General features: G+C 40.2%; 15 protein-coding genes. 8 read left to right on the forward strand and 7 right to left on the reverse strand.

All coding sequences use genetic code 11. From position 1 onward, the window contains the following. Positions 1 to 133 precede the first annotated feature (133 nt). Complete coding sequence (locus B3297_RS00650; RefSeq protein WP_070562944.1) at positions 134 to 2014, forward strand: LTA synthase family protein; 1881 nt, start codon at positions 134 to 136, stop codon at positions 2012 to 2014. Positions 2015 to 2018: 4 nt separating this feature from the next. Then, positions 2019 to 3944 carry an LTA synthase family protein gene (locus tag B3297_RS00655; RefSeq protein ID WP_201638568.1) on the forward strand — a complete coding sequence of 642 codons (1926 nt, stop codon included), beginning with the start codon at positions 2019 to 2021 and terminating at the stop codon, positions 3942 to 3944. Between the two features lie 11 nt (positions 3945 to 3955). On the opposite strand, the gene B3297_RS00660 is transcribed toward B3297_RS00655, so the two are convergent. The 4 genes from B3297_RS00660 to B3297_RS00675 all read right to left on the reverse strand — a co-directional run bounded on the left by B3297_RS00660 (position 3956) and on the right by B3297_RS00675 (position 10856). Then, positions 3956 to 5026: a hypothetical protein gene (locus tag B3297_RS00660; RefSeq protein WP_286778262.1), complete on the reverse strand. Its 1071-nt coding sequence runs from the start codon at positions 5024 to 5026 to the stop codon at positions 3956 to 3958. A gap of 345 nt (positions 5027 to 5371) precedes the next feature. Beyond that, the gene (odhB, locus tag B3297_RS00665; protein ID WP_115046705.1) at positions 5372 to 6613 is read right to left on the reverse strand and encodes a 2-oxoglutarate dehydrogenase complex dihydrolipoyllysine-residue succinyltransferase; all 1242 of its coding nucleotides are present in this window, start codon (positions 6611 to 6613) and stop codon (positions 5372 to 5374) included. Between the two features lie 63 nt (positions 6614 to 6676). Next, entirely contained in the window at positions 6677 to 9418 is a 2742-nt protein-coding gene (locus tag B3297_RS00670) for a 2-oxoglutarate dehydrogenase E1 component (protein ID WP_286778263.1), read from the reverse strand. 181 nt (positions 9419 to 9599) lie between these two features. Beyond that, positions 9600 to 10856 (reverse strand): deoxyribodipyrimidine photo-lyase, encoded by a 1257-nt coding sequence (locus B3297_RS00675; RefSeq protein ID WP_286774906.1) that lies wholly within the window; start codon positions 10854 to 10856, stop codon positions 9600 to 9602. 482 nt (positions 10857 to 11338) lie between these two features. Here B3297_RS00675 and B3297_RS00680 point away from each other — a divergent pair, with 482 nt between their 5' ends. The 3 genes from B3297_RS00680 (at position 11339) to B3297_RS00690 (ending at position 14592) form a co-directional block, all read left to right on the forward strand. Then, positions 11339 to 12208, forward strand: coding sequence for a hypothetical protein (locus B3297_RS00680; protein ID WP_286778264.1), 870 nt, complete (start codon positions 11339 to 11341; stop codon positions 12206 to 12208). A gap of 132 nt (positions 12209 to 12340) precedes the next feature. Further along, positions 12341 to 14179 (forward strand): UbiD family decarboxylase, encoded by a 1839-nt coding sequence (locus tag B3297_RS00685; protein WP_115046712.1) that lies wholly within the window; start codon positions 12341 to 12343, stop codon positions 14177 to 14179. A gap of 77 nt (positions 14180 to 14256) precedes the next feature. Next, positions 14257 to 14592: a HopJ type III effector protein gene (locus B3297_RS00690; RefSeq protein ID WP_115046714.1), complete on the forward strand. Its 336-nt coding sequence runs from the start codon at positions 14257 to 14259 to the stop codon at positions 14590 to 14592. A gap of 203 nt (positions 14593 to 14795) precedes the next feature. Here the strand turns inward: B3297_RS00690 and B3297_RS00695 are convergent, their stop codons facing one another. Next, entirely contained in the window at positions 14796 to 15257 is a 462-nt protein-coding gene (locus B3297_RS00695; RefSeq protein WP_070562920.1) for a VOC family protein, read from the reverse strand. 178 nt (positions 15258 to 15435) lie between these two features. Further along, positions 15436 to 16011 (reverse strand): Crp/Fnr family transcriptional regulator, encoded by a 576-nt coding sequence (locus tag B3297_RS00700; protein ID WP_070562917.1) that lies wholly within the window; start codon positions 16009 to 16011, stop codon positions 15436 to 15438. Positions 16012 to 16246: 235 nt separating this feature from the next. On the opposite strand from B3297_RS00700, the gene asnB reads away from it, so the two are divergent. The 3 genes from asnB (at position 16247) to B3297_RS00715 (ending at position 20724) form a co-directional block, all read left to right on the forward strand. Further along, positions 16247 to 17935: an asparagine synthase B gene (gene asnB / locus B3297_RS00705; protein WP_286709733.1), complete on the forward strand. Its 1689-nt coding sequence runs from the start codon at positions 16247 to 16249 to the stop codon at positions 17933 to 17935. A 281-nt stretch (positions 17936 to 18216) separates the two neighbouring features. Beyond that, positions 18217 to 19785, forward strand: a complete 1569-nt coding sequence (locus B3297_RS00710) for a M20/M25/M40 family metallo-hydrolase (protein WP_286778265.1) — start codon at positions 18217 to 18219, stop codon at positions 19783 to 19785. A 51-nt stretch (positions 19786 to 19836) separates the two neighbouring features. Then, positions 19837 to 20724, forward strand: a complete 888-nt coding sequence (locus tag B3297_RS00715) for a polysaccharide deacetylase family protein (RefSeq protein WP_286778266.1) — start codon at positions 19837 to 19839, stop codon at positions 20722 to 20724. 84 nt (positions 20725 to 20808) lie between these two features. Here the strand turns inward: B3297_RS00715 and B3297_RS00720 are convergent, their stop codons facing one another. Continuing rightward, positions 20809 to 22992 (reverse strand): S9 family peptidase, encoded by a 2184-nt coding sequence (locus B3297_RS00720; RefSeq protein WP_286778267.1) that lies wholly within the window; start codon positions 22990 to 22992, stop codon positions 20809 to 20811. Positions 22993 to 23011 lie beyond the last annotated feature (19 nt).

The raw sequence follows: 23011 nt of genomic DNA on the forward strand, positions 1-23011 counted from the left end.
GCGTTTATTGCAGTGAGGTAAAGCATAACGTAAGATTTATACTTTTTTAATCTTTTCTTCATATTACTAAGTAATTAGCCCGTATTTCATGTAAATTAATGTAAATTTGCCTGTTTTATTTTTACACGAAGGGATGCAACGATTTGCTAATGAGCTTAGAGCTTTAACACAGTATTTTCTGTTCTGGTTAATTATCTGTTTTATAGATAGATTGATTTTTGTTATTGCTTTTTTTGAGAAGATAGGTTTTTCTAATTTCACAGAAATTTTCAGGATTTATTACCATGGTCTGAATCTGGATTTTTCTGCAGTCTCCTATATCTGTGCATTACCATTTCTGGTGTATTGCCTATTAAGTTTCTTTCCAAAACTGAAACCCAAAAGACTGATCCTCGATATTTATACCATTATCGTCCTGGTATTGTTCTTTGTGACAAGTTTTATCAATGTCAATATTTATCGGGAGTGGGGCGACAAGATTTCTAAACGTGCCATAGATGCATTTTTTGCTTCGCCTTCGGGTGCCGTCGCTTCGGCTGAATCCACGCCGGTGTTTCTCCCCATCGTTGGGATGTTGATCGGTATATTCTGTGGTTATTTTCTGTACCGTTGGATGTTTAAAAAAGTCTCTTTTTTCAATATCAAATCTCCTGTAGGTAATTTTTTCAAACTGGCAATCGGAGTCTTTGTACTTTTCACGTTTATCCGCGGTGGTTATGGGAGAGCGACACTAAACCCTAGTAAAGCCTATTATTCCGAGGAAACGTTTTATAATCATGCAGCGGTTAATACCCAATGGTCTTTTTTACGGGATTTCTTTGCCGAAAGTACCAAACTGAAAAACCCCTATAATTATTACGCGGATCAGAAGGATATTCAGGACAAGCTACGACCCGCCTTTCAAAGCCAACCTGATTCTGCCGTTGAGGTATTGTCAACGACTCGTCCGAATGTCGTTATTATTTTGTTGGAAAGTTTTGTCGGCGATCTCATTCAGTCTCTTGGCGGGGAAAAGGGAATTACGCCACACATGGAAGAATTGATTAAAGGCGGTATTTTGTTTGACCATATTTATTCTGCTGCTGATCGATCCGATAAGGGCATGGTAGCGGTGTTGAGCGGTTTTCCGGCACAAGGACCCGAGAGTATTATCAAGTATATCGACAAACATGAAAATATGCCTGCCATTGGACAGGAGTTCGATCATGCCGGCTATGAAACATCATTTTATCATGGTGGTCAGAGCGAGTTTTACAATTTTAAATCGTATATGCTGACGCATGGGATGTCTAGGGTGGTGGATAATGCCAATTTTGGATTGGATGCAGAACGTGCCTCATGGGGTGTATATGACCATGTGGTCTTTAATCAGATGATCAAGGATTTTAAAAAAGAAAAACAACCTTTCTTTTCGACGATCTTTACCTTAATTAATCACGAACCATTTGAGTTAAAACACGGCTATAAATTTGGCAATGCTACCAATGCGGATAAATTCCGAAGTACGGCAAACTATACGGATTCAGCTGTTTTTGATTTTATCAATAAAGCTAAAAAGGAAGCTTGGTATAAAAATACCCTTTTCGTAATTGTGGCTGATCATGGACATCGCCTTCCTTCAGAAAAATGGGAGCTATTTCACCCCAATCGCTTTCATATTCCGCTGATCTTTTTCGGTGATGTGATCAAACCTGAATATCGTGGGAAAATATTCAATAGAATCGGCAATCAAACGGATTTGGCGACTACCTTATTGACACAACTGAAACTCCCTACAGATCGTTATCATTGGAGCCGGGATCTTTTTAATCCGACGACACCTCAAATAGCGTTCTATAATTCCAAAGATGCCTTTGGAGTGATCACACCTCAACAGGCTGTTTCTTTTGATAATGTAGGACGGATTATTAATTATAGGTCCCATAAGGAATATCCCGCTGGCAAAACAGACAGCTTATTGAATATCGGTAAAGCGTATTATCAAGACGTATATCGTGAATTTTTAAAATATTAGAGCTATGAAATTAAGAGGAGTATTTGCACCTTATTTTGCTGTCGCAATTCGTTTTATCTTTCTTTTGGTCATCTATGCGTTATTGCGATTGGGGTTTTATGGCGTCAATGCTTCCTTATTTCCCCATGTCGATGCAGGTAAGCTCTTGGTGATGTTTGCGGGTGGTGTACGATTCGACATTGTAGCCCTGCTGTATTTTAATATTCTTTATATTGTGATGCTGACTGTTCCAGGTCCGTTTAAATCGAATAAAATCTATCAAAAAGTTGCAAAATGGATCTTTGTCGTGACCAATTCAATTGGTATAGCGTTAAATCTGATTGATTTTGCCTACTATCCATTTACCCTAAAAAGGACGACAGGAACGGTAATTGACCAATTTTCCAATGAATCCAACCTGTTGAAGCTGGCTTTTGATTTCTGTTTGGATTATTGGTATCTCATTATAGTGTTGGTACTGGTTGTGTATGGTTTGATTAAATCGTATAAGCTTATTCAGATTGAAAGGACTACGAAATATAGCTGGAAGTCATTTTTGATCCAATTGCCTTTATTTTTACTGACTGCTTTTCTTTTCATAGGTGGTGTGCGTGGCGGTTGGGCCCATAGTACCCGTCCCATTACATTGAGCAATGCGGGTGATTATGTGGAGACACCGGAAGAAATGAATATTGTGCTGAATACGCCATTTAGTATATTGAAAACATTGAAGGCTGTTAATCTTAAACCTGTCCATTATTATTCCGAACAAGAGCTTGAACAGTTATACAATCCTATTCATGTACCGCAATCAGACCAGCCCTTTGCGAAGAAAAATGTCGTCGTTCTGATTTTAGAGAGTTTTGCAAAAGAACATTTTGGTGAGTTGAATAAAGATATCCAAGATGGAAAATACAAAGGTTATACGCCTTTTTTGGATTCATTAATCCGCAATGCTTACACATTTACAGATACTTATGCCAATGGCCGTAAATCAATTGATGCTTTACCATCAGTCATTACCGGCATTCCTTCCATTGGTGAGCCTTTTGTGCTTTCGATATATTCTGGAAATGAAACCACAAGCTTAGCGAAGCTTTTAGGGAAAAAGGGATATGAGACTGCTTTTTTCCACGGAGCACCCAATGGCAGCATGGGCTTCTCCGCTTATATGAAACTGGCGGGTATCCAGCATTATTTTGGTAAAAACGAATATAACAATGACGCTGACTTTGATGGTATATGGGGAATCTGGGATGAACCGTTTTTGCAATTTGTAGCGAACAAGATCAACACGTTTCATCAGCCATTTTTCGCTAGTTTCTTCTCTTTATCTTCGCATCACCCATTTAAGGTACCTGAAAAGTATCAGGGGAAATTTCCTAAAGGACCTTTGCCCGTACAGGAACCCATTGGATATACCGATAATGCGCTGCGTGAATTTTTTGCAACAGCATCGAAAATGCCCTGGTACAAGAATACCGTATTTGTTATCTGTGCAGACCACGCTACTGTAAGCTACCTGCCGGAATATCAAACGGCAGCAGGGGGCTTCCAAATCCCTATTATATTTTATGCACCCGGTGATAATCTAGTTGGCAAAGCGGATAAACTGGTACAGCAAATAGATATTATGCCTACTATTTTGAATTATCTGCACTATGATGAGCCTTATTTCGCATTTGGTTCAGATGCCTTCAAACCGGGTAAGGATAATTTTGTGCTTAATAATAACTCAGGAAGCTATAATCTCTACTATAAAGATTATATGATGTCTTATGATGGACTGAAAGTGACTTCATTTTATGATCTTAAGAAGGACCGCTTGATGAAACAGGATCTGTTAAAACAACATCCGACGGTATTGGATACGATGGAGACCAAGATGAAAGCTTTTATCCAGCAATATAACAATCGTATGATTGAAAACAAGCTGACCTATAAAAAATAACAGCCGGTTTTCTACCTGTTCAATTTAGCGCGAATGCTTCTATCGATAATAAACAAAATCAAATCATAGACGAGGTAGATCAGGGGTAAGGTGAAGATGACCAACAGGATAAAACCGCGGGACTTTTCGTCAAAGACTCCATTGACAAGATAGTTGGCCAGACTGGACCAAAACCAGATGAAGAAGTAGAAAGAGCTTGGAATGATTAGATTTCCAAGTAGGAGTGCATAGCGGTATCGGCCAGTTTTGTATTTTAGATAAATACAGCGGATATGCAGGCAGAGCAGGCATATTGACCCGATCAGGGCGAGCAGCTCGGGATGTACCCAAAGAATTGCTAGTGCTAACATGGAGGTTTTTAAGCCAACTTCAATATGAAAACTCTCTTTCTTTTCTACCTGATCAATTCTCCAGTGAACAATGGAATCTGTTTGTAATTTGGCTGTTCCCAGATCCTGTGTAAGTACATCCATCTTCCCGTCGAGGTGCAGATACAGTTCAATCGGGCCAAAAGACGACCAGTACCTGGAAGGGAATAGGAGGTAGTCAATTTGGTATCTGGTCCGAATATCCCGTCGGTCATAGCCCATATAAGCGCTGTATTGAACCTGAATGCTGTTATCACCTTTGTGAAGCTTAGCGGTAAAATGAAATGCATCATTCAGCGAAATACTTTTCCATTCATCGCTGTCGTAGCTGATTTCATAATAGCCATCCTTTAAACGTAAAAAGGGAAATTTTGAACCGGGCTGATCCATTTTTTTTCCTTCAATTTCGTTCTGATTGACAAGGATGCGATCCAATCCGTCCATATTTAAAGCGAGAAATACCAGTGGTAATTCGATAGCCTCTTCTGCATGGATGTTATAGTCAATGCTGAAGTGACTGCGATAGTCCGAATTATAATCAGCAGTGTCTGCCAAAAGATGAATGTCAATACGCTCATTGGTAACTTTCAGCTTTGCGGCAGGAACAAGCTGTCCTGTTATGCTATGGGGGCTCATTGGATTTGCCATGTTGGCAAACAATGTCATTACAGCGAGTAATAGATATACAGTTGTTAGTAGAATTTTATACTTCATTTGCTTGATATTGTTTGCTTAACATCAAGTTTCATATTCGTATGCCGGCCTTTAAATGACAGTGTCGGTTGTATATTAGGATATGCTTGATCTTTAACAAGATGAAAGTAAAAATTAAAAAGGAGAAATTAAAAAGGCGATTTATATTCGTCTATCTCCGATTCATATTTGTCAAGTATATTGCTTCTATTCCGATGTCAATAAAAAACTTCATGATTTCGCAGGCACCCACAGCAATGGAAGCGAACTGAAGGTTATTTCTGGCCAATAATAGGAGACTCTTTCAGAAAAAAAAGACCCATGCCGCAAAGCATAGGTCTTTTATATTTCCAATTTTATTGAGGTTTAAACACCCAACAATAAACGAGCTGGATCTTCTAATAATTGTTTTACACGAACCAAGAAGCTTACTGATTCACGGCCATCGATGATGCGGTGATCATAAGAAAGTGCGATATACATCATTGGACGGATTACCACCTGACCATTTTCAGCAATAGGACGTTGGATAATGTTGTGCATACCCAAGATTGCGGATTGTGGAGCATTGATGATTGGCGTAGACATCATTGATCCGAATACACCACCGTTGGTAATTGTAAATGTACCACCGGTCATCTCGTCAATCGTTAATTTGTTGTCACGTGCTTTAACGGCAAGTGCAGCGATTGCTTTCTCGATTTGTTCCAATGACATTGCATCAGCGTTACGGATAATCGGAACAACTAAACCTTTAGGGGCAGAAACCGCGATTGAAATATCTGCGAAATCAGAATATACAATCTCGTTATCTTCGATACGTGCATTTACGGCAGGCCATTCAGCTAATGCAGTTGTTACAGCTTTTGTAAAGAATGACATGAAGCCAAGACCGATTCCAAATTTCTCTTTAAAGGTATCTTTATATTTAGCACGAAGATCCATGATCGGCTGCATATTGACTTCATTGAATGTTGTCAACATAGCCGTTTCGTTTTTAACGGCAACTAAGCGTTTCGCGATTGTTTTACGTAATGAAGATAATTTCTCACGACGTTCGTTTCTTGCACCCGCTACCGGAGCAACTGTCGCAGCAGGAGCAGCGGCAGGTTTTGCTGCTGGTGCAGCAGCTTTAGCGACAGGTTGAGCTTTTTCGGCATCTTCTTTTGTGATGCGACCTTCTTTACCTGTTCCTTTTATTGTAGAAGGATCAATTCCTTTTTCTCTTAAGATTTTTGCAGCAGCAGGAGAAGCTGTACCAGCAGCATAGCTATCTGGATCTTCATCTTTTGCAGCGGCAGCCGCAACTGGAGCTGCATTTGACGCTTCTGCAGCAGGGGCAGCAGCTGGAGCTGAACCACCGGCAGGAGCAGCGCCTTCTTCAATTGTACAAACAACGGCACCGATTTCTAAAGTATCACCTTCTTGTGCAATGATTCTTAAGATACCCGCTTTCTCAGCTGGTAATTCAAACGTTGCTTTGTCTGATTCCAGTTCGGCGATGTTTTCATCCATCTCCACATAATCGCCATCTTGTTTCAACCATTGTGATAAGGTTACCTCCGTGATTGATTCACCTACGGTTGGTACTTTAATTTCTAAGCTCATATATAATGTTCTTTATTGACAATTGCGTCCTATAGATAAGACGCAATTGATTTTAAATTGTTTTTATTCGAATGATTTATTTAAGATTTCTGCTTGTTGTGCAACATGTTGTTTCATGTAACCCGTAGCTGTACTTCCACTTTCTTTACGGGCAACAAAACCTGTAAATGCAATCTCAGTACCCATTAGTTTACGGCAGTAGTAAGACCATGCTCCCATGTTCTCATTTTCTTCCTGAACCCAAACAAATTCTTTTGCCTTGTTGTATTTTTTACGGATCGCTTTCAATTGCTCTGTAGGAATTGGGAATAATTGTTCCAATCTCACGATAGCGATATCTTTGCGTTTGTCCGTTTCTTGTTTTTCTAATAAGTCGTAGTAAACTTTACCCGAACAGAATAACACGCGTTTAACGTCTTTCGCCGCAACATTTGCATCATCAATTACCTCTTGGAAAGCAGCTTCTGTAAAATCTTTCAACGGTGATACCACTTTAGGGTGGCGCAACAATGATTTTGGCGTAAATACAACCAATGGTTTACGGAACTCACGTACAAGTTGACGGCGCAACAAGTGGAAATAGTTAGCCGGAGTAGTACAGTTTGCTAAGATCATATTCTCATCTGCACATAACTCTAAGAATCTTTCGATACGTGCTGAAGAGTGCTCAGGACCTTGACCTTCCATACCATGAGGAAGCATCATAACTAAACCGTTAGAACGTTTCCATTTTGTCTCTGCACTCGATAAATATTGATCAACGATAATTTGAGCACCGTTATAGAAATCTCCGAATTGAGCTTCCCAGATTGTCAACGAATTTGGATTAGAAGATGCATAACCATATTCAAAACCCAAAACAGCATATTCTGAAAGTAACGAATTGTAGATAGAGAATTTATCGCCACCTTTAATATTGGCTAAAGGAACATATTTCTCTTCCGAATCTTCAAGCGTCAATACCGCATGACGGTGTGAGAATGTTCCACGTTGTACATCCTGACCCGAGATACGTACACGGTTACCTTGATCCAATAATGTCGCGTAGGCCATCAATTCGCCCATTGCCCAATCGTATGAATCAGCAGTGATCATTTTGGCACGATCTTCAAACAAACGTGTAATCTTACGGAAGAATTTTTTGTCCGAAGGTAAGGTTGTGATTTCTTTCGCTAATTTTAAGAATAGATCTTTTGCAACTTTCGTTTTATCTGAAGTTGTTAATACTTCACCTTTTTTAGCAGGACGCAATCCTTCCCATGCACCTTTAAACATCGGGATCTCTTCAGTCAATACCTCAACTGTTTTAGCTTCCTCAAATTTAGTTTGCAATTCAGCTTTAAATTCTTTCTCGATATTTTTAGAATACGCCTCGTCAATACTTCCTTCAGTAATTAATTTTTTAGCGTAAACTTCTTTCGGGTTCGGATGTTTTTCGATGATTTTATACAACAATGGTTGCGTGAATTTTGGTTCATCAGCCTCATTGTGTCCAAATCTTCTATAACATAACAGATCGATAAATACGTCTGTTTTATATTTTTGACGGTATTCAACCGCTAAATTAATCGCATAAACTACCGCTTCAGCATCATCACCGTTCACATGGAACACAGGTGAAGAAGTGATTTTTGCTACGTCTGTACAGTATGTTCCAGAACGCGCATCCTTGTAGTTCGTTGTAAATCCAATCTGGTTGTTGATGACAATATGTACCGTACCGCCAGTTTTGTAACCATCGAGTTTGGACATTTGGGTTACTTCGTAGACTACACCTTGTCCAGCAATTGCTGCGTCACCGTGAATGATGATCGGTGCAATTTTAGAAGAGTCGCCTTCGTATTTGAAATCAATCTTAGAACGGACCATACCTTCAACGATTGGATCTACAGTTTCCAAATGCGAAGGGTTCGGAGCCAAACTTAAGTGGACAGATTTGCCATCGTTTGTTTTGACCTCAGATGAAAAGCCCAAATGGTATTTTACGTCACCACCAAAGTTTACTTCAGGATCATCAGCGTAAGTCTTACCTTCAAATTCAGAGAATACTGATTTGTAAGATTTACCCATGATATTAGTCAATACATTCAGACGGCCACGGTGAGCCATACCGATAACAAATTCCTGGATACCGATTTCTGCACCTTTTTCAATGACTGAATCTAATGCTGGGATTAAACTTTCTGCGCCTTCCAATGAGAAACGTTTTTGACCTAAAAACTTAGTGCCTAAAAAGTTTTCGAATACAACGGCGTGGTTTAATTTGTTTAAAATTCTCTTTTTTGTGTCCAAAGAGAATTTTGGCATGTTACGGTCCGCTTCCATACGGTCCTGTAACCATTTAATTTTTTCTGGGTTACGGATATATTTGAATTCTGCACCAATAGAACGGCAGTAAGTATCCTCCACCAATTGACGGATGTCTTTTAATGTTGCTGGACCTAAACCGACTTCAACACCTGCATTAAAAACGGTGTTCATGTCTGCTTCAGCAAGACCAAACGTTTCTAATTCCTTGCCAGGATAGTATTTACGTCTCTCACGAACAGGGTTAGTGTGTGTGAATAGGTGGCCACGGTCACGGTAGCCATTGATCATGTTCAGCACATTGATTTCTTTCAATACGTGCTCAGGAGTAGCTTCGCCTACTGAACTTGTTGTTCCACCAGCATTTTGACCGAAATCAAAACCTTCAAAGAATTTTTGCCATCCGAAATCTACCGATTGGGGATCTTGCTTGTACGATTGATATAAGCCATCGACATAAGCCGAATCAGCATTACTCAAATATGTCAGATTGTCCATTTACAATTAAAACTATGAAATTTGTCAAAGTTATGAATAAAAAAAGAGTTTCTAATACTGAAGTTGAATAATTTAATCAATAAATCTATCCAATTCTTAACATTTTTAGCATGATTTAAAAAGGGCTTCTAGCGTACTACAAATTTATTTTCTATTGGAATTATTTATTTCTGCCGAAGATTTATTTAACAAGTATTTCGTCCAATTTTGGAAGTCCATTTGGGAAATGAGTTTTGATCAATTTTTGCCAGTCCAGCGCTTTATTGTCTTTTTCGCTTGTCCCAACTCCGGCAATATGAGACCACTGTCCGTAAACAGTTGCCGGAGAATAGTCTAATAGGTGCTCCTCGTACCAGGAAGCGCCACGAAGCCAGTTGACCTGGTACTCATGAACTAAATAGCTGGCTGCGATTAAGCGTGCTTGATAAGGGATATAGCCGGTCTTCTGTAACTGGATCATCACACTGTTTATAAAATCATGTTCCGTGTGGCCCGATTTCCATTTTTCAAATAATTCTTCATTCCCGTCTAAGGCCGGATGATCCTGAGGGGAGCTGTTTTTAGTGCCTTGTGGCTTAAAGAATATATTCGGATATTTTTTAAGCATAAACCTAAAATAATCGCGCCAGAGCAGAATGTCGACAATCTTTTCAAATCGTTTGTCTTTCTTACCTTCACCAAGTTTTTTGATATTGTTATAGAGTAAAATAGGCGACAAGGCCCCTGACGCTATAAAAGGCCCTAGAATCAAAGGGTCCTGTTCTGTCTCCGGAAAGGTTGACAATAGCGCATGCATAATACTAAGCGCAGTGTCTTCGCCACCGAGAATATAGATGTCATCAACAGATTTGATCTCCTCTACTGAATAGCCCAAATCTTTTAATGAAGGAATTTTGGTGTCCTCAAGATGGGGCGGCGTAAGGAAATTGGTCGGAAATGGGATGGGTTGCCTCACCAGACTTTCCCGCTCTACTTTTTTCTTGAAAATGGAAAAACCATTGGGTATGTCTTTAATAGGGAAAGGAAGATCTTCCTTATGGTAGAGGGTGTGACCGATGAAATGGCGCAAATTTATTTTGCTGCTCCAAAGCTCACTTTCTACTTTTTCCGAAATAGAAGTTTCCCGAAGTGCCACCTCGCGGTGATGATAAACTTCGTTGACTTGGTATTTTTGTGCTATTCTTGGGATAATATCTTCAGGTTTGCCAATATAAGTCAACAAGTCGCTACCATGACTCTTTAATTTTTCTTTTAAAGCGGTCACGGCTTCAATGACAAAGGCCGCTCGCAGAACACCTGTGTTTAAAGTGCCAAATTGATTGCGGTCGAAATATCGGGGGTCAAAACAGTATACCGGGATGATGAATGAACTTTTTTCAGAAGCTTGATAAAATACTTCATTGTCATGAAGTCTTAAATCATTTCGAAACCAGATCATTGTAGCCCTTTTGTCCATAGAGGTGAAGATAAATACTTTTTAGTGCAGCCTATTTTCAGAAGATTTACAAATATATAAGGATATTGTGTTCTTGAAAGTATTTATGCGCGAATTGACAAAAAAAGGACAATGGCGGTACTTGTTTGGATGGTTTACGCTATTTTGGTTAGGAAAAAATAAAAATAGTATTAAACTTATTTGAGGTTTCTCTGTTCTAAAATCAGGGAATTATGATATTTGTAAGTTATTTCCGTTACTCTTGAAACAATCCGAGTAACATACTAAAAGCGTAAGAAAAACATGGAAAAGATTGCTGCATCACCAATGGAACCGTCCTAGGGATTTTATTCGTTTTAGCGAATAAAAGGGTAATATATAAATTCAGCGTACTAGGAAGGAACGATCCTATTTAATGGCTCACGATCGTGAGAACGAATCATTAAATCGTGGTAGTTTCAAAGCCAAAAATATAGAGAATTCGAATGAAAAAGGTTTTAATCAGCGGGCTAAATACCTATTTGGGACGACGGGCATCCTGTTATTTGCAATCCAGAGATTTTGATGTGACTGGATTAGTGCGCAACTTATCCCTTTTTAATAAAATAGTAAAGGAAAAGGTGACGGCAAAGCTTTTTGAATTGGACCTGTTGCGAAAAGGGGAAGCTTTTGAGAATTTTCAGATTGCTGAACTCAATTTTGGAATTTATTTTACGCAGGTTCCCTCACTTGACAATGATATACAGCTTCAGCTTGAATTGCTTGGTCTGCGCAATTTCGTGGAAATTTGTAGACGTGCAGGAAATAACCGCGTCATTTATGTCGCGAGGCTAATGGATGAACATTTTTTGGAGCCTGTGCGCGATCTGCTGGAAAATTTACGCGTCCAATATACCATCGTGATTAAAAGTAGCGTCATCGGGAAGGAGAGTGTCTTGAACCGCATATTTGCGAAACTTGCCAAACGGCAGACCATATTTTATTGGAACTGGGTGGCTTCCCTGAAGTTTCGCCCCCTGCCTTTGCTCGATGTTTACCGCTGGCTACGAGAAATGCCTTGGGAAAATAATTTTATATCAGAAGTTATTTACCTCGGTGGCAATGAGGAAATGACATTTAGAGGCTTATTTTACCATTTCCTGAAGTGCACTTCCGAAGGCCAAAAGAGAGAAATAGGCGTCAATAAATTCTTTGCTAAGCTCTTGTTGACAAGGTTGAATGATATCAATAAAGAAGATATTGATGAATTTAGGCGAGTACTTTATTATGAGAAAAATGTAGATAATTCAACTTGGCAGCGCGTACAGGCATTTGAATTTACGCCCTTGAAATCCTATGTCTGCATGGATACCTAGGTAATGGTTGAGGTTGTTATACTGATGATAAGAGAGCGGGATCCAAGATCGCTAAAGGTTTTTTCTTTATATCCTGTTTAATAAATTATTCTGTTAAATTTGTGGATTAACATGTTGAAGCAGATTTAATATATGGGATACAATAGTTTAGAAGCATGTGTTGCGGATCTTGAAAAACATGGTCATTTAATCCGGATCAAAGAAGAGGTCGATCCCTATTTGGAAATGGCCGCCATCCATATGCGGGTGTTTGATGTTGAAGGGCCCGCCTTATTTTTTGAAAATATCAAAGGTTCGGAATTTCCGGCTGTATCTAATTTGTTTGGAACGCTGGAACGCTCGAAGTTTATGTTCCGGGATTCGTTAGACCACCTGAAGAAATTGGTGGATGTTAAGATGAATCCTGCTGCAGTACTTAAAAATCCTTTTCAATATATTGGTTCCTCGATGACAGCCCTTGGGGCTTTACCCTGGAAAAAAAAATCGGGGGCTCCCATACTTCATGGTAAAACATCAATTAGTAAACTTCCGCAGATCGTCAACTGGCCAATGGACGGCGGTGCTTTTGTGACGATGCCGCAGGTATATACAGAAGATGTTGCCAAACCCGGTATTATGCAGGCCAATCTGGGGATGTATCGGATTCAGCTTTCTGGGAATGATTATCTGCCTGATCAGGAGATTGGTTTGCATTATCAGTTGCATCGTGGTATCGGAATCCATCAAACTAAGGCAAATGCGCTCGGTAAACCTTTAAAGGTGAGTATTTTTGTCGGCGGACCGCCAGCACATCCCTTGTCTGCTGTAATGCCGCTACCGGAAGGACTCTCTGAGATGATCTTTGCCGGAGCATTGGGAAATAGAAGATTTCGCTATTTTTATGATGATGAAGGCTTTTGTATCTCTGCGGATGCGGACTTTGTTATTACAGGTACCGTTTATCCCAACGAAAATAAACCGGAAGGTCCTTTTGGGGACCATATCGGCTATTATAGCTTAACTCATCCGTTTCCTTTGATGAAGGTGCATAATGTGTACCATAAGAAAAATCCAATTTGGTCTTTTACCGTTGTGGGACGACCCCCGCAGGAAGATACTAGCTTTGGTGCTTTAATCCATGAAATTACGGGTGCGGCTATTCCAAAGGAGATTTCGGGTCTCCATGCAGTTAATGCTGTTGATGCCGCTGGTGTACATCCCTTACTTTTTGCAATAGGGTCTGAACGGTATACGCCTTATCAGCGTGTGGATCGACCGCAAGAAATTTTAACGATAGCCAATCAGATACTGGGTAAAAATCAGCTCAGCCTCGCTAAATATTTGTTTATTTCAGCAAATGAAGATAATCCGCAATTGGATATTTATGATATTCCGGCTTTTTTGGGTCATATTCTTGAACGCATAGACCTTACTCGAGATGTTCATTTTCAGACTAATACGACTATCGATACCTTGGATTATTCTGGCGATGGATTAAATACCGGTTCCAAGGTGGTTTTTGCTGCCGCTGGTACAAAGAAAAGAGAATTGGGCCGTGAATTGCCGGCTGGTTTTGAACTACCCCGACCTTTCAATCAGGCAAAATTTGTTATGCCCGGTATTATTGCCATTGATGGTCAGGCATTCACTACTTACGAGCATGAGCCGAAAATAATGGCCGAATGGTGCCGCGCTGCCGCAGGACTCGCCTGGGAAGGTTTCCCGTTGATCGTCTTATGTGATGATGCTCACTTCACCGCCGCTACCGTCAATAATTTTGTTTGGACAACGTTTACCAGAAGTAACCCTGCGTTTGATATTTATGGAATACATAGTTTTACAACATTTAAACATTGGGGTTGTAAAGGACCGCTAATTATTGATGCGCGGACAAAACCCCATCATGCGCCGGCGTTGATTAAAGACGAAGCGGTGGAAAGGCGTGTGGATCAACTTGCTGCAAAGGGAGGGTCACTACACGGAATTATTTAAGAGCGCTAATTCCTGTTCATTCAGGTTTATGGTTGAAAAATTAATTTAGAATAGATTTTAAAAGGTTTAATATCAAGATGACTACAACAGAATTATTGAATAAATCAAAAGGAAGCGAATTACAGTTTCAGGAAGTATTGGCGCATATTGCCGATCAGTACAGCTATAGTCCCAGTGCATTTCAAAATGGGACGCTGAAAAATTCGAAAGAAGAAAATCAAGGTAGTGCAAAAGTTTTCTATTTTGCACAGTTAAATAATCTTTCGCAGGAGGATACATTGCGCCTTTTTGCCGAACATTATCGAAATGTACTCGATAATCCAGACGGAGATGGCCACCAGAACATTCGTCAATTTAGGACAAATGGTTGGGATGGGATCCTGTTTGAGGAAGAAGTACTGGTGAAAAAATAATAAATTTAACCTAGTAGCGGTAAAAACCTGAGATGCACAGGAAAACATCTTGTTGTGGCAGTTTTGAAAAGACAAAATTGAAATGGCCATTCCACAGGGTAGCATAGGTGCTACACGATAACGAAACCACGGGAATAGAGAGGGCAGTAACAATAGATTACTGCCCTCTCTTTTTCAACTATTTTGTCAGCTAAGCGGTTGGCTTAAGCATTACTTTCGCAATCCTGGTCTTTGTTCCCACCAAAATAAACCATCCAGCAGATACCGAATTGATCCTGAAAAGCGCTGTATAGTTCGGCAAAAAATGTTTCGCCAAGTGGCATTTCAACGACCTTTGCATTGGTGCTCAGTGCATCGTACAAAGCTTTCGCTTCGGTGGTGCTTTCGCACATCAGCATGACATAGCTGTTGTTTCCTTGGATATATTGTTGTCCAAAAGCAGGAACAACATCAGCTCCCATCAGCATACTATCGCCGTTGATCGAAATTGCTGTATGACAGATTTTGTTTTTTGCTTCGTCTGGAACAGGTGGCATCTGTGGGTCGGCAGGGATATCTCCATAACGCATGAAGCCAGGATTTTTTGTATTGAAGACTTTTTCATAAAAGTTGAATGCTTCTTCACAGTTTCCGTCGAAATTTAGATAAGCGTGTAATTTTGCCATGATTTCTAATTTTTGAATATAATGATTACTTCTTTTAACTCTTTTCTCAATTTTTCCTTCTTTTAAGACTATAAATAAATAGCTTGGAAGCACATTGGTAAAATTAAGCTGAAGTTTTCTTAAAAATCTTGCCTTAAGGCAAGATTTAAAAAAGTAGTCCTTTGGGCGTTACCACGGTTTAATTTCCGTGGACAATTTCTTTCCGGATGCGGCTTAGGGAAGTGTCGGTGATGCCCAGGTAGGAAGCAATATGCTTGAGTGGTGCCTGCTGTATCAATATTGGTTTTTCTTTTATCAAGCGCAAATAGCGGGTAGTAGCAGGTTCGGTAATCATGGCAATAGCCCTATTTTTACTGTGAACAAGTTCCTTGGCCATCCAAGAACGCCCCCATTCCCTAAATTCAGGAATCTGATGAAAAAGTTCCTGAAAATCTTCAAACTTTATTTTCCAGAGACGGGTTTCCATGAGTGCCTGGATATTTTCCACCGTTGGATGGCGTTGAAAAAAAGAGGCGACTTCAATGACAACATCATTGTCCGTGCAGAAGCTTATGGTAACTTCATTGCCTTCATAATCGTGTAAAAAGGAGCGTGTAAGTCCATACTCAATCAAGTAATAAGCATTTGAAACCTGTCCTTTGGTCAATATAAAATCGCCCTTTTTGACGGTTATGGCTTCATGTTTTTCTGTAATTGCAGTTAATTCCTGAGGAGTTAGTGCAAGCTCACTATAGAAGGTTCTAATTAGATCCATGTCCTGGTTATTTGATTACGAAGTTAATTTAACGATTAATCTGCAGATCAATTGTTAATAGATTGTGTGATTATTGTAAACAAATAAGTGTTTCATTGATAATTTTGTTTGTTTTGAAAAGTATTTTTGATAAAAATATAATAAATATTAAAAATTATTATGAATTTAGTTTTTAATTGTTTTACTTTGTGTCAATAACATAATGTAAAAACGAAATATTTAAAATTTTCATAATATGTGTGGAATTATTGGCGCTTTTGAATTAAAGCAACCTGCAAGCTCATTGAGATCTCAAGTATTAGAAATGTCAAAACGTATTCGCCACCGTGGTCCGGACTGGTCGGGTATATTCACTGGTGAGAAAGCTTTATTAGCACACGAGCGGTTAGCTATTGTTGACCCTAAATCTGGAAGTCAACCATTGTACAGTCCGGACGGTAAAGTTGTACTAGCAGTTAATGGCGAGATCTATAACCACCATGAATTAAGAAATAGCCTTCCTGATTATGAGTTCTCGACACAAAGTGACTCTGAAGTTGTGTTGGCATTATATTTAGCGAAAGGTCCCTCATTTGTGGATGAATTAAATGGTATTTTTGGTTTTGCACTCTATGATTCACGTGATGATTCCTTTTTTGTCGCACGTGACCATATGGGAATTATCCCTCTATATTATGGTGAAGATGAGCAGGGGCAATTGTTCGTTGCATCCGAATTAAAATCACTGGAAGGTTTCTGTACGACGATTGAACAATTTCCTCCGGGGCATTACTTGTATAGCAAAATGGGGAAAGCTCCGCAGCGCTGGTATCAACGTGATTGGGAAAGTTACGATGTTGTAAAAGACAACGAGACCGATATCGCTGTTTTGCGCAAAGGTTTGGAAGATGCGGTGCATCGTCAATTGATGTCAGATGTACCTTACGGTGTACTGCTGTCTGGTGGATTGGATTCATCGGTTATTGCTGCGGTAACGAAGAAGTTTGCATCCAAACGTATCGAAAGTGACGACAAAGAAGATGCCTGGTATCCTCAACTGCATTCATTTGCGGTGGGATTGAAGGGAGCACCGGATTTAATTGCGGCACAGAAAGCAGCAGATCATATCGGAACAATACACCACGAGATCAACTTTACCATCCAAGAAGGATTGGATGCGATCCGTGACGTGATCTACCACTTGGAGACTTATGACGTCACGACGGTACGCGCTTCTACACCGATGTATTTATTAGCTCGTGTAATCAAATCAATGGGCATTAAAATGGTATTGTCGGGTGAAGGGTCAGACGAACTCTTTGGTGGGTATCTTTATTTTCATAAAGCGCCAAATGCACAGGAATTTCACGAGGAAACTGTACGTAAGCTGAAAAAGCTTTACCTGTACGACTGTCTGCGGGCAAATAAATCACTTGCAGCATGGGGTGTTGAAGGGCGTGTACCTTTCCTAGATAAAGAATTTATGGACATTGCGATGCGTATCAATCCTTCCGATAAAATGATTCGCGAAGGAAGGATGGAGAAATGGGTTGTACGTAAGGCATTTGAAGACTATCTGCCAGAAAGCATCGCATGGCGCCAGAAAGAGCAATTTTCTGACGGTGTAGGCTATAGCTGGATCGATACCTTGAAAGAGCAGGCTGAAAGTAAAGTTTCTGATCAGGAGTTTGCCGAGGCTTCAACGCGCTTCCCGATAAACACACCGAAAAACAAAGAAGAGTTTTTATATCGGACAATTTTCGAATCACATTTTCCTTCAACAGCGGCAGCACAAACTGTTCCATCGGTAAAATCTGTCGCATGCAGTACGCCGGAAGCCTTAGCTTGGGATGCTTCTTTCCAGAATCTGAATGATCCATCGGGTCGGGCTGTGGCCTCGGTTCACCAAGAGAGCTACGAAAAATCCAAAGTGGAAGCCGTGTAACTAATCAACCCTCATATCTATATTTGGTAAAGCCTGGAAAGTTTCTTTTCAGGCTTTTTATGTTTTTTTTCAACTAAATAAGGGTATATCATTTAATTGATTAAAAATGAATGTGTGTTTTTAAATATTGTTTAGTAATTTTCGGAAAAACCAATCACAGGAAACTTTGGGTTTCTAAATTAGCTATAGGTGAACAAAATAGGAAAGTGAATGTACAATTAAGTATACTCCCGATGGCCGTGTTCGCTGGTTAACAATTTATTATAAATAATGATATACAGATGAAGATAGATTCAATGAAACACCGTGGAATGAAATCTTTGGGGCTGGCACTTCTATTGTTGAGCGCTCCAACTATTTTTGCTCAAAATAAAGACGCGATGGTTTCGTCAATTGTGCAGGAGGCAAATGCAAATTCACAATTGGAGAAGTATGCGTTTGAGCTTGTCGATATGATTGGCCCCCGTCTTGTCGGGAGTCCACAAATGCAACAAGCACATGATTGGGTTGTCAAAAATTATAATGCGCTTGGAGCACAGGCTCGTAATGAGCCTTATGGTGAATGGCGTTCCTGGGAACGGGGAACTTCTCAAGTGACGATGACTTATCCGAGAATAAAGTCTTTAGAAGGTACACAGTTGGCTTTTAGTCCTATGACGAAGGAGAAAGGGATCGAGGCAGAAGTGGTCGCTATGCCTTTGTTTAGCTCCCAATCTGATTTTCAGTCGTGGCTAAAAACAGTTAAAGGCAAGATTGTATTGATTGGGATGAATCCACTGTCGGGAAGATCTGATGCCAACTGGAAGGAGTCTGCTTCCCCGAAAGGTTATGAAAAATATCAAACCTTAAAGAATGATCAGTTGAAGAAATGGGAAACTAGTATGTCTTACACGGGAAGCACCCGTCGGACAATTCCCTTGGCTTTAGAGAATGCCGGGGCAGTTGGTGTCATAGATTCTTACTGGACGGAGTTGCCGGGCATCACACGGATTTTTGACGCAAAGTCCAAACAGATTCCGGTATTTAATGTCGGATTGGAAGATTATGGTCTGTTATACCGCATGGCAGAACATGGGGTCAAACCTCGGGTATCACTACAGGGAAATTCAAAGGAGCTTGGGACATCAAAAACCTATAATAGTATTGCGGAGATCAAAGGAAAAGAAAAACCGGACGAGTATGTTGTGCTTTCTGCACATCTGGATTCTTGGGACGGCGCTTCGGGTGCGACAGACAATGCTACCGGGGTGATTACAATGATGGAGGCAGTCCGTATTTTAAGAAAGGTTTATCCGGAAAATAAAAGAACGATTTTGGTCGGTAACTGGGGAAGTGAGGAACAGGGGCTGAACGGTTCTTCCGCATTTGTCGAGGACCATCCCGAGATCGCTAAAAATATACAGGTGGTATGGAATCAGGATAACGGGACGGGGAGAATTGTCCGTATCGGGGGGAGTGGTTTTGAAAAGTCCTACGAATACATTAGCCGCTGGGTGCAATATTTGCCTGAAGAGTTCCGTAATGAAATCCAAACCAGTTTTCCGGGCATGCCGGGGACGGGAGGGAGTGATCACTCTTCTTTCGTTCAAAAAGGAATTCCAGCCTTTGGGCTTTCTTCCACTTCCTGGGATTATGGTAAAGTGACCTGGCATACCAATCGCGATACCTACGATAAGATTGTGTTTGATGAGGTGAAACAAAACGCCATTATCGTTGCGATTTTAACTTACCTAGCCTGTGAAGAACCAACTTTGGTCTCCCGGGAAAAGATCATATTGCCAATCGATAAAGATGGCAAGCAGACGGTATGGCCAACAAATCTACAGTCAAAAAGAACAAGTGGTAATTGATGATGAAACAGCTCATTTTTGTTTTCTTATGGACAGGCTTCATATGCTAATTTGGAAAACTACAGAACAGAGTGGTTAATCCTTCGTGAAAATAATAATTCCCTGGTGGGGATCCGTAGTTTCACGAAAAATGCTGTAAAATATTATTTAACGGTAGATCCTACTACATTGCAAACGCGTGTAGTAGGAGATCGATCAGTAAGCGTTCTGTACAAAGATGCGGCTCAGGTTACGAAAAGTCTAAGTGGTTCGGTATACGAAAGCTGCTTCTCTTTAGTCAGAAAAACTGAAAACAACTTACAGGATGCGGGGCTGAATTTTAGGCTTCCCAAAGAGGCTGGTATTAATTTGACGATTGATCTATGTCCTTCACATAAACCTTTGGACAGGGCTATTTTTGAAGATCTTCTCGCTGCATTTAAGGGGATAGATCGCAGCCTGCCACTGGCCGTTTCTGTTTCGGGTAAATGGATGCTAAATCACGCCGCAGATCTAGCATGGCTAAAGTCATTGGATGCAAAGGGAGTAAAGATTACCTGGGTAAATCATACGTATGACCATGTTTTTACTAGTAATCCTTTAACATCCAATTTTTTGCTTTCCAAAAATACGAATCTAGGTTATGAAGTGTTGGAGAATGAAAAATTGATGCTGAAAAACGGTCTTCTGCCTTCGGTATTTTTTCGTTGTCCGGGCTTAGTTTCCGATCGGCGCATCATTGAGCAGCTATTGTCCTATGGTCTTATTGCGGTAGGCTCGGATGCCTGGTTGGCTAAAGGACAGCAGGCCAAAAACGGAAGTATTGTCCTGATTCATGGTAATGGGAATGAGGAAGTTGGGGTGCAGGATTTTATCCGATTGCTTCGGACAGAATCTCAGGCCATAAAAACAAAACACTGGACATTGTATAGTTTATCCGAAGGCCTGGATCAGGAGTAACATTAACCTGTACTAAATTGCATAAAAAAGGGCAGTCCAAATCTTTTTGGATAGCCCTTTTTGTGTTGTCTTGTTTTCCTGAGTTTATGACGGATTTTTGAGGTGCTGATTGAAGTAGTCCGCAATTTTTTCGTACATATGAATACGGTCTTTTCCCATTACATTGTGTTCATGAGTCGGGTATAGAAAATAATCTACTTGCTTTCCGGCTTTAATACAGGCTTCTAAAAACTCCATGCTGTTTTGCTGTACAACGACAGGGTCTTGTGCGCCATGAATAATCAATAGTCTTCCTTTCAGTTGATCGGCTTTAGTGAGCAGAGATGTCAATTTATAACCTTCCGGATTTTCTTGCGGCGTGTCCATGTAGCGTTCGCCATACATAACCTCATAAAATTTCCAGTCGATTACAGGGCCTCCGGCTACAGCAGCCTTGAAAATATCGTTATGATGTAGCATGAAGGAAGTCGTCATAAAACCACCGAAGCTCCACCCGAAAATACCCATGCGTTGTTGGTCAACAAAAGATTTTGATTTTAGGAACTCAATTCCTTTCATCTGGTCGGCCATTTCATTTTGACCGAGGTTGCGATGCGTAGCAGTATAGAAATCACGGCCTCTGTAATTTGTGCCACGATTGTCCATGGTAAACACAATATATCCTTGTTGGGCCATATACATGTCAAAATAACCAGCGCCTCCTAGCCATTTGTTGGAAACCAGCTGCGAATGTGATCCGCCGTACAAATAGTACATGACGGGGTATTTTTTCGCAGGATCAAAATCGTTGGGATAAATGATGCGTCCTGTCAATGGGTATTTTCCATCTGCAGATGTCAACTGTACAAATTCTATTTTAGGATTATTTATTTTTCCGGCAAAAGGATTTTCTGCATTGACTAAGGTTGTTTCTTTAGCAGATTTTACTTCTTTGATCTGAACTTTATTTGGTGTTTTTAAATTGCTATATTGATCGTAGATGTACTTGCCATCGCCACTTAGCGCAGCATGGTGTATGCCGGATTCATTCGTTAATTGAACCGTTTTCCCTGATTTTAGATCGACTTCAAATAATTGGCGATCTAAACCGTTGTTGGTGACTCCGGTGTAACTTACTTTGTTGCCATCAGCCGAAAAGTCAAGCAATGACTCCATAACAATGTCTTTATAGCCTAATTTTTTGATCAAATTACCTTCCGTGTTATAGAGGTAAAGTTGATTATAGCCATCTTTATCGGATTGATAAAGGAATTGATCCGGTTTGTTTGGTAAAAATGTCAATGGGTTTTCTGGCTCAACCCAAGTTGTCGCAGTTTCTTCGAACAGGGTTTTGACGAAGGAACCGTTTTCTGCATTGTATTTGTTGACTTTAAGATCATTTTGCCCACGGTTAAGTACTCCGACGTAGATGTATTTACCAGAAGGATCCCAAGTAACCATGGTTAAATATTGCTCTGAATGCTCGCCGGTTTGAAGGGTTACCTTTTGACCAGTGGTGGTATTGTAAACGATCAAAGAAACTTCTTCTGATTTTTGGCCTGTCATGGGGTATTTGATCCATTTGATATCCGCAATTTTCGGACTCCATTGCGGTAACGGATAATTGGCAACCATCGTCTCGTCTTTGTGGTAGTACAGCAGTTTGTCATTTTGATTGTTCCACCACATTCCTTTCTTGATGCCAAATTCTTGACGGTGTGTATAATCGCTTCCATTGACAATTCCTTTGTCTGTATCGTTGGTTACAGCGGTAATTTTGCCGTTTTTGTCAACAATTGCGATGTTGTTGTCTACTAAATAGGCGATTTTTGAAAAATCCGAACTGATCTCGCGATTCGCTCCCTTGTTGTCATTACCGATAAAACTTTCAATATTTTTTGATTTAATATTGTAAGCTACTGTATAGGTTTTATCTTTTCCTTCAACTTGCAGTAATAGTGTATTTCCGTCGCGCCATTTGTAGTCGTAAGGAAATACGCGCAAATTAAATGTTTCGTTCGGAATAGCCGTTTTTAGTGCTTTTTCGAGGTCTGTTTTAGAAGCGAGATTTGTTTCGCTCCAGTTGCTGGAAGCGCTTTTGGATAATAGGTTCTGGTACGATTTATCGAGATAGGAGAGGTTGTTTGATTTTGGGATCCACGATGCTCCGGCTATCGATGTTGGGGCATACGTGCGGGGACCAAATACTGTTTCTTCTAAATTGAGGTTACGTTGTGCATAGCTGCTGATGGAGCTTGCCAACAAGAAGAATAGCGCAATTCTTTTCATTAAACTGTAATATTGTGTG

This window comes from Sphingobacterium sp. UBA3519, assembly GCF_002377215.1.
Lineage (GTDB): Bacteria > Bacteroidota > Bacteroidia > Sphingobacteriales > Sphingobacteriaceae > Sphingobacterium > Sphingobacterium multivorum.

Excerpts from the sequence above, each read along its gene's own strand:
- B3297_RS00710 (WP_286778265.1), top strand. The coding sequence starts at position 18,217 with ATGAAGATAGATTCAATGAAACACCGTGGAATGAAATCTTTGGGGCTG.
- B3297_RS00680 (WP_286778264.1), top strand. The coding sequence starts at position 11,339 with ATGAAAAAGGTTTTAATCAGCGGGCTAAATACCTATTTGGGACGACGG.
- B3297_RS00670 (WP_286778263.1), bottom strand. The coding sequence starts at position 9,418 with ATGGACAATCTGACATATTTGAGTAATGCTGATTCGGCTTATGTCGAT.
- B3297_RS00695 (WP_070562920.1), bottom strand. The coding sequence starts at position 15,257 with ATGGCAAAATTACACGCTTATCTAAATTTCGACGGAAACTGTGAAGAA.
- B3297_RS00650 (WP_070562944.1), top strand. The coding sequence starts at position 134 with ATGCAACGATTTGCTAATGAGCTTAGAGCTTTAACACAGTATTTTCTG.
- B3297_RS00720 (WP_286778267.1), bottom strand. The coding sequence starts at position 22,992 with ATGAAAAGAATTGCGCTATTCTTCTTGTTGGCAAGCTCCATCAGCAGC.
- B3297_RS00685 (WP_115046712.1), top strand. The coding sequence starts at position 12,341 with ATGGGATACAATAGTTTAGAAGCATGTGTTGCGGATCTTGAAAAACAT.
- B3297_RS00700 (WP_070562917.1), bottom strand. The coding sequence starts at position 16,011 with ATGGATCTAATTAGAACCTTCTATAGTGAGCTTGCACTAACTCCTCAG.
- B3297_RS00655 (WP_201638568.1), top strand. The coding sequence starts at position 2,019 with ATGAAATTAAGAGGAGTATTTGCACCTTATTTTGCTGTCGCAATTCGT.
- B3297_RS00690 (WP_115046714.1), top strand. The coding sequence starts at position 14,257 with ATGACTACAACAGAATTATTGAATAAATCAAAAGGAAGCGAATTACAG.
- B3297_RS00660 (WP_286778262.1), bottom strand. The coding sequence starts at position 5,026 with ATGAAGTATAAAATTCTACTAACAACTGTATATCTATTACTCGCTGTA.
- B3297_RS00675 (WP_286774906.1), bottom strand. The coding sequence starts at position 10,856 with ATGATCTGGTTTCGAAATGATTTAAGACTTCATGACAATGAAGTATTT.
- odhB (WP_115046705.1), bottom strand. The coding sequence starts at position 6,613 with ATGAGCTTAGAAATTAAAGTACCAACCGTAGGTGAATCAATCACGGAG.
- asnB (WP_286709733.1), top strand. The coding sequence starts at position 16,247 with ATGTGTGGAATTATTGGCGCTTTTGAATTAAAGCAACCTGCAAGCTCA.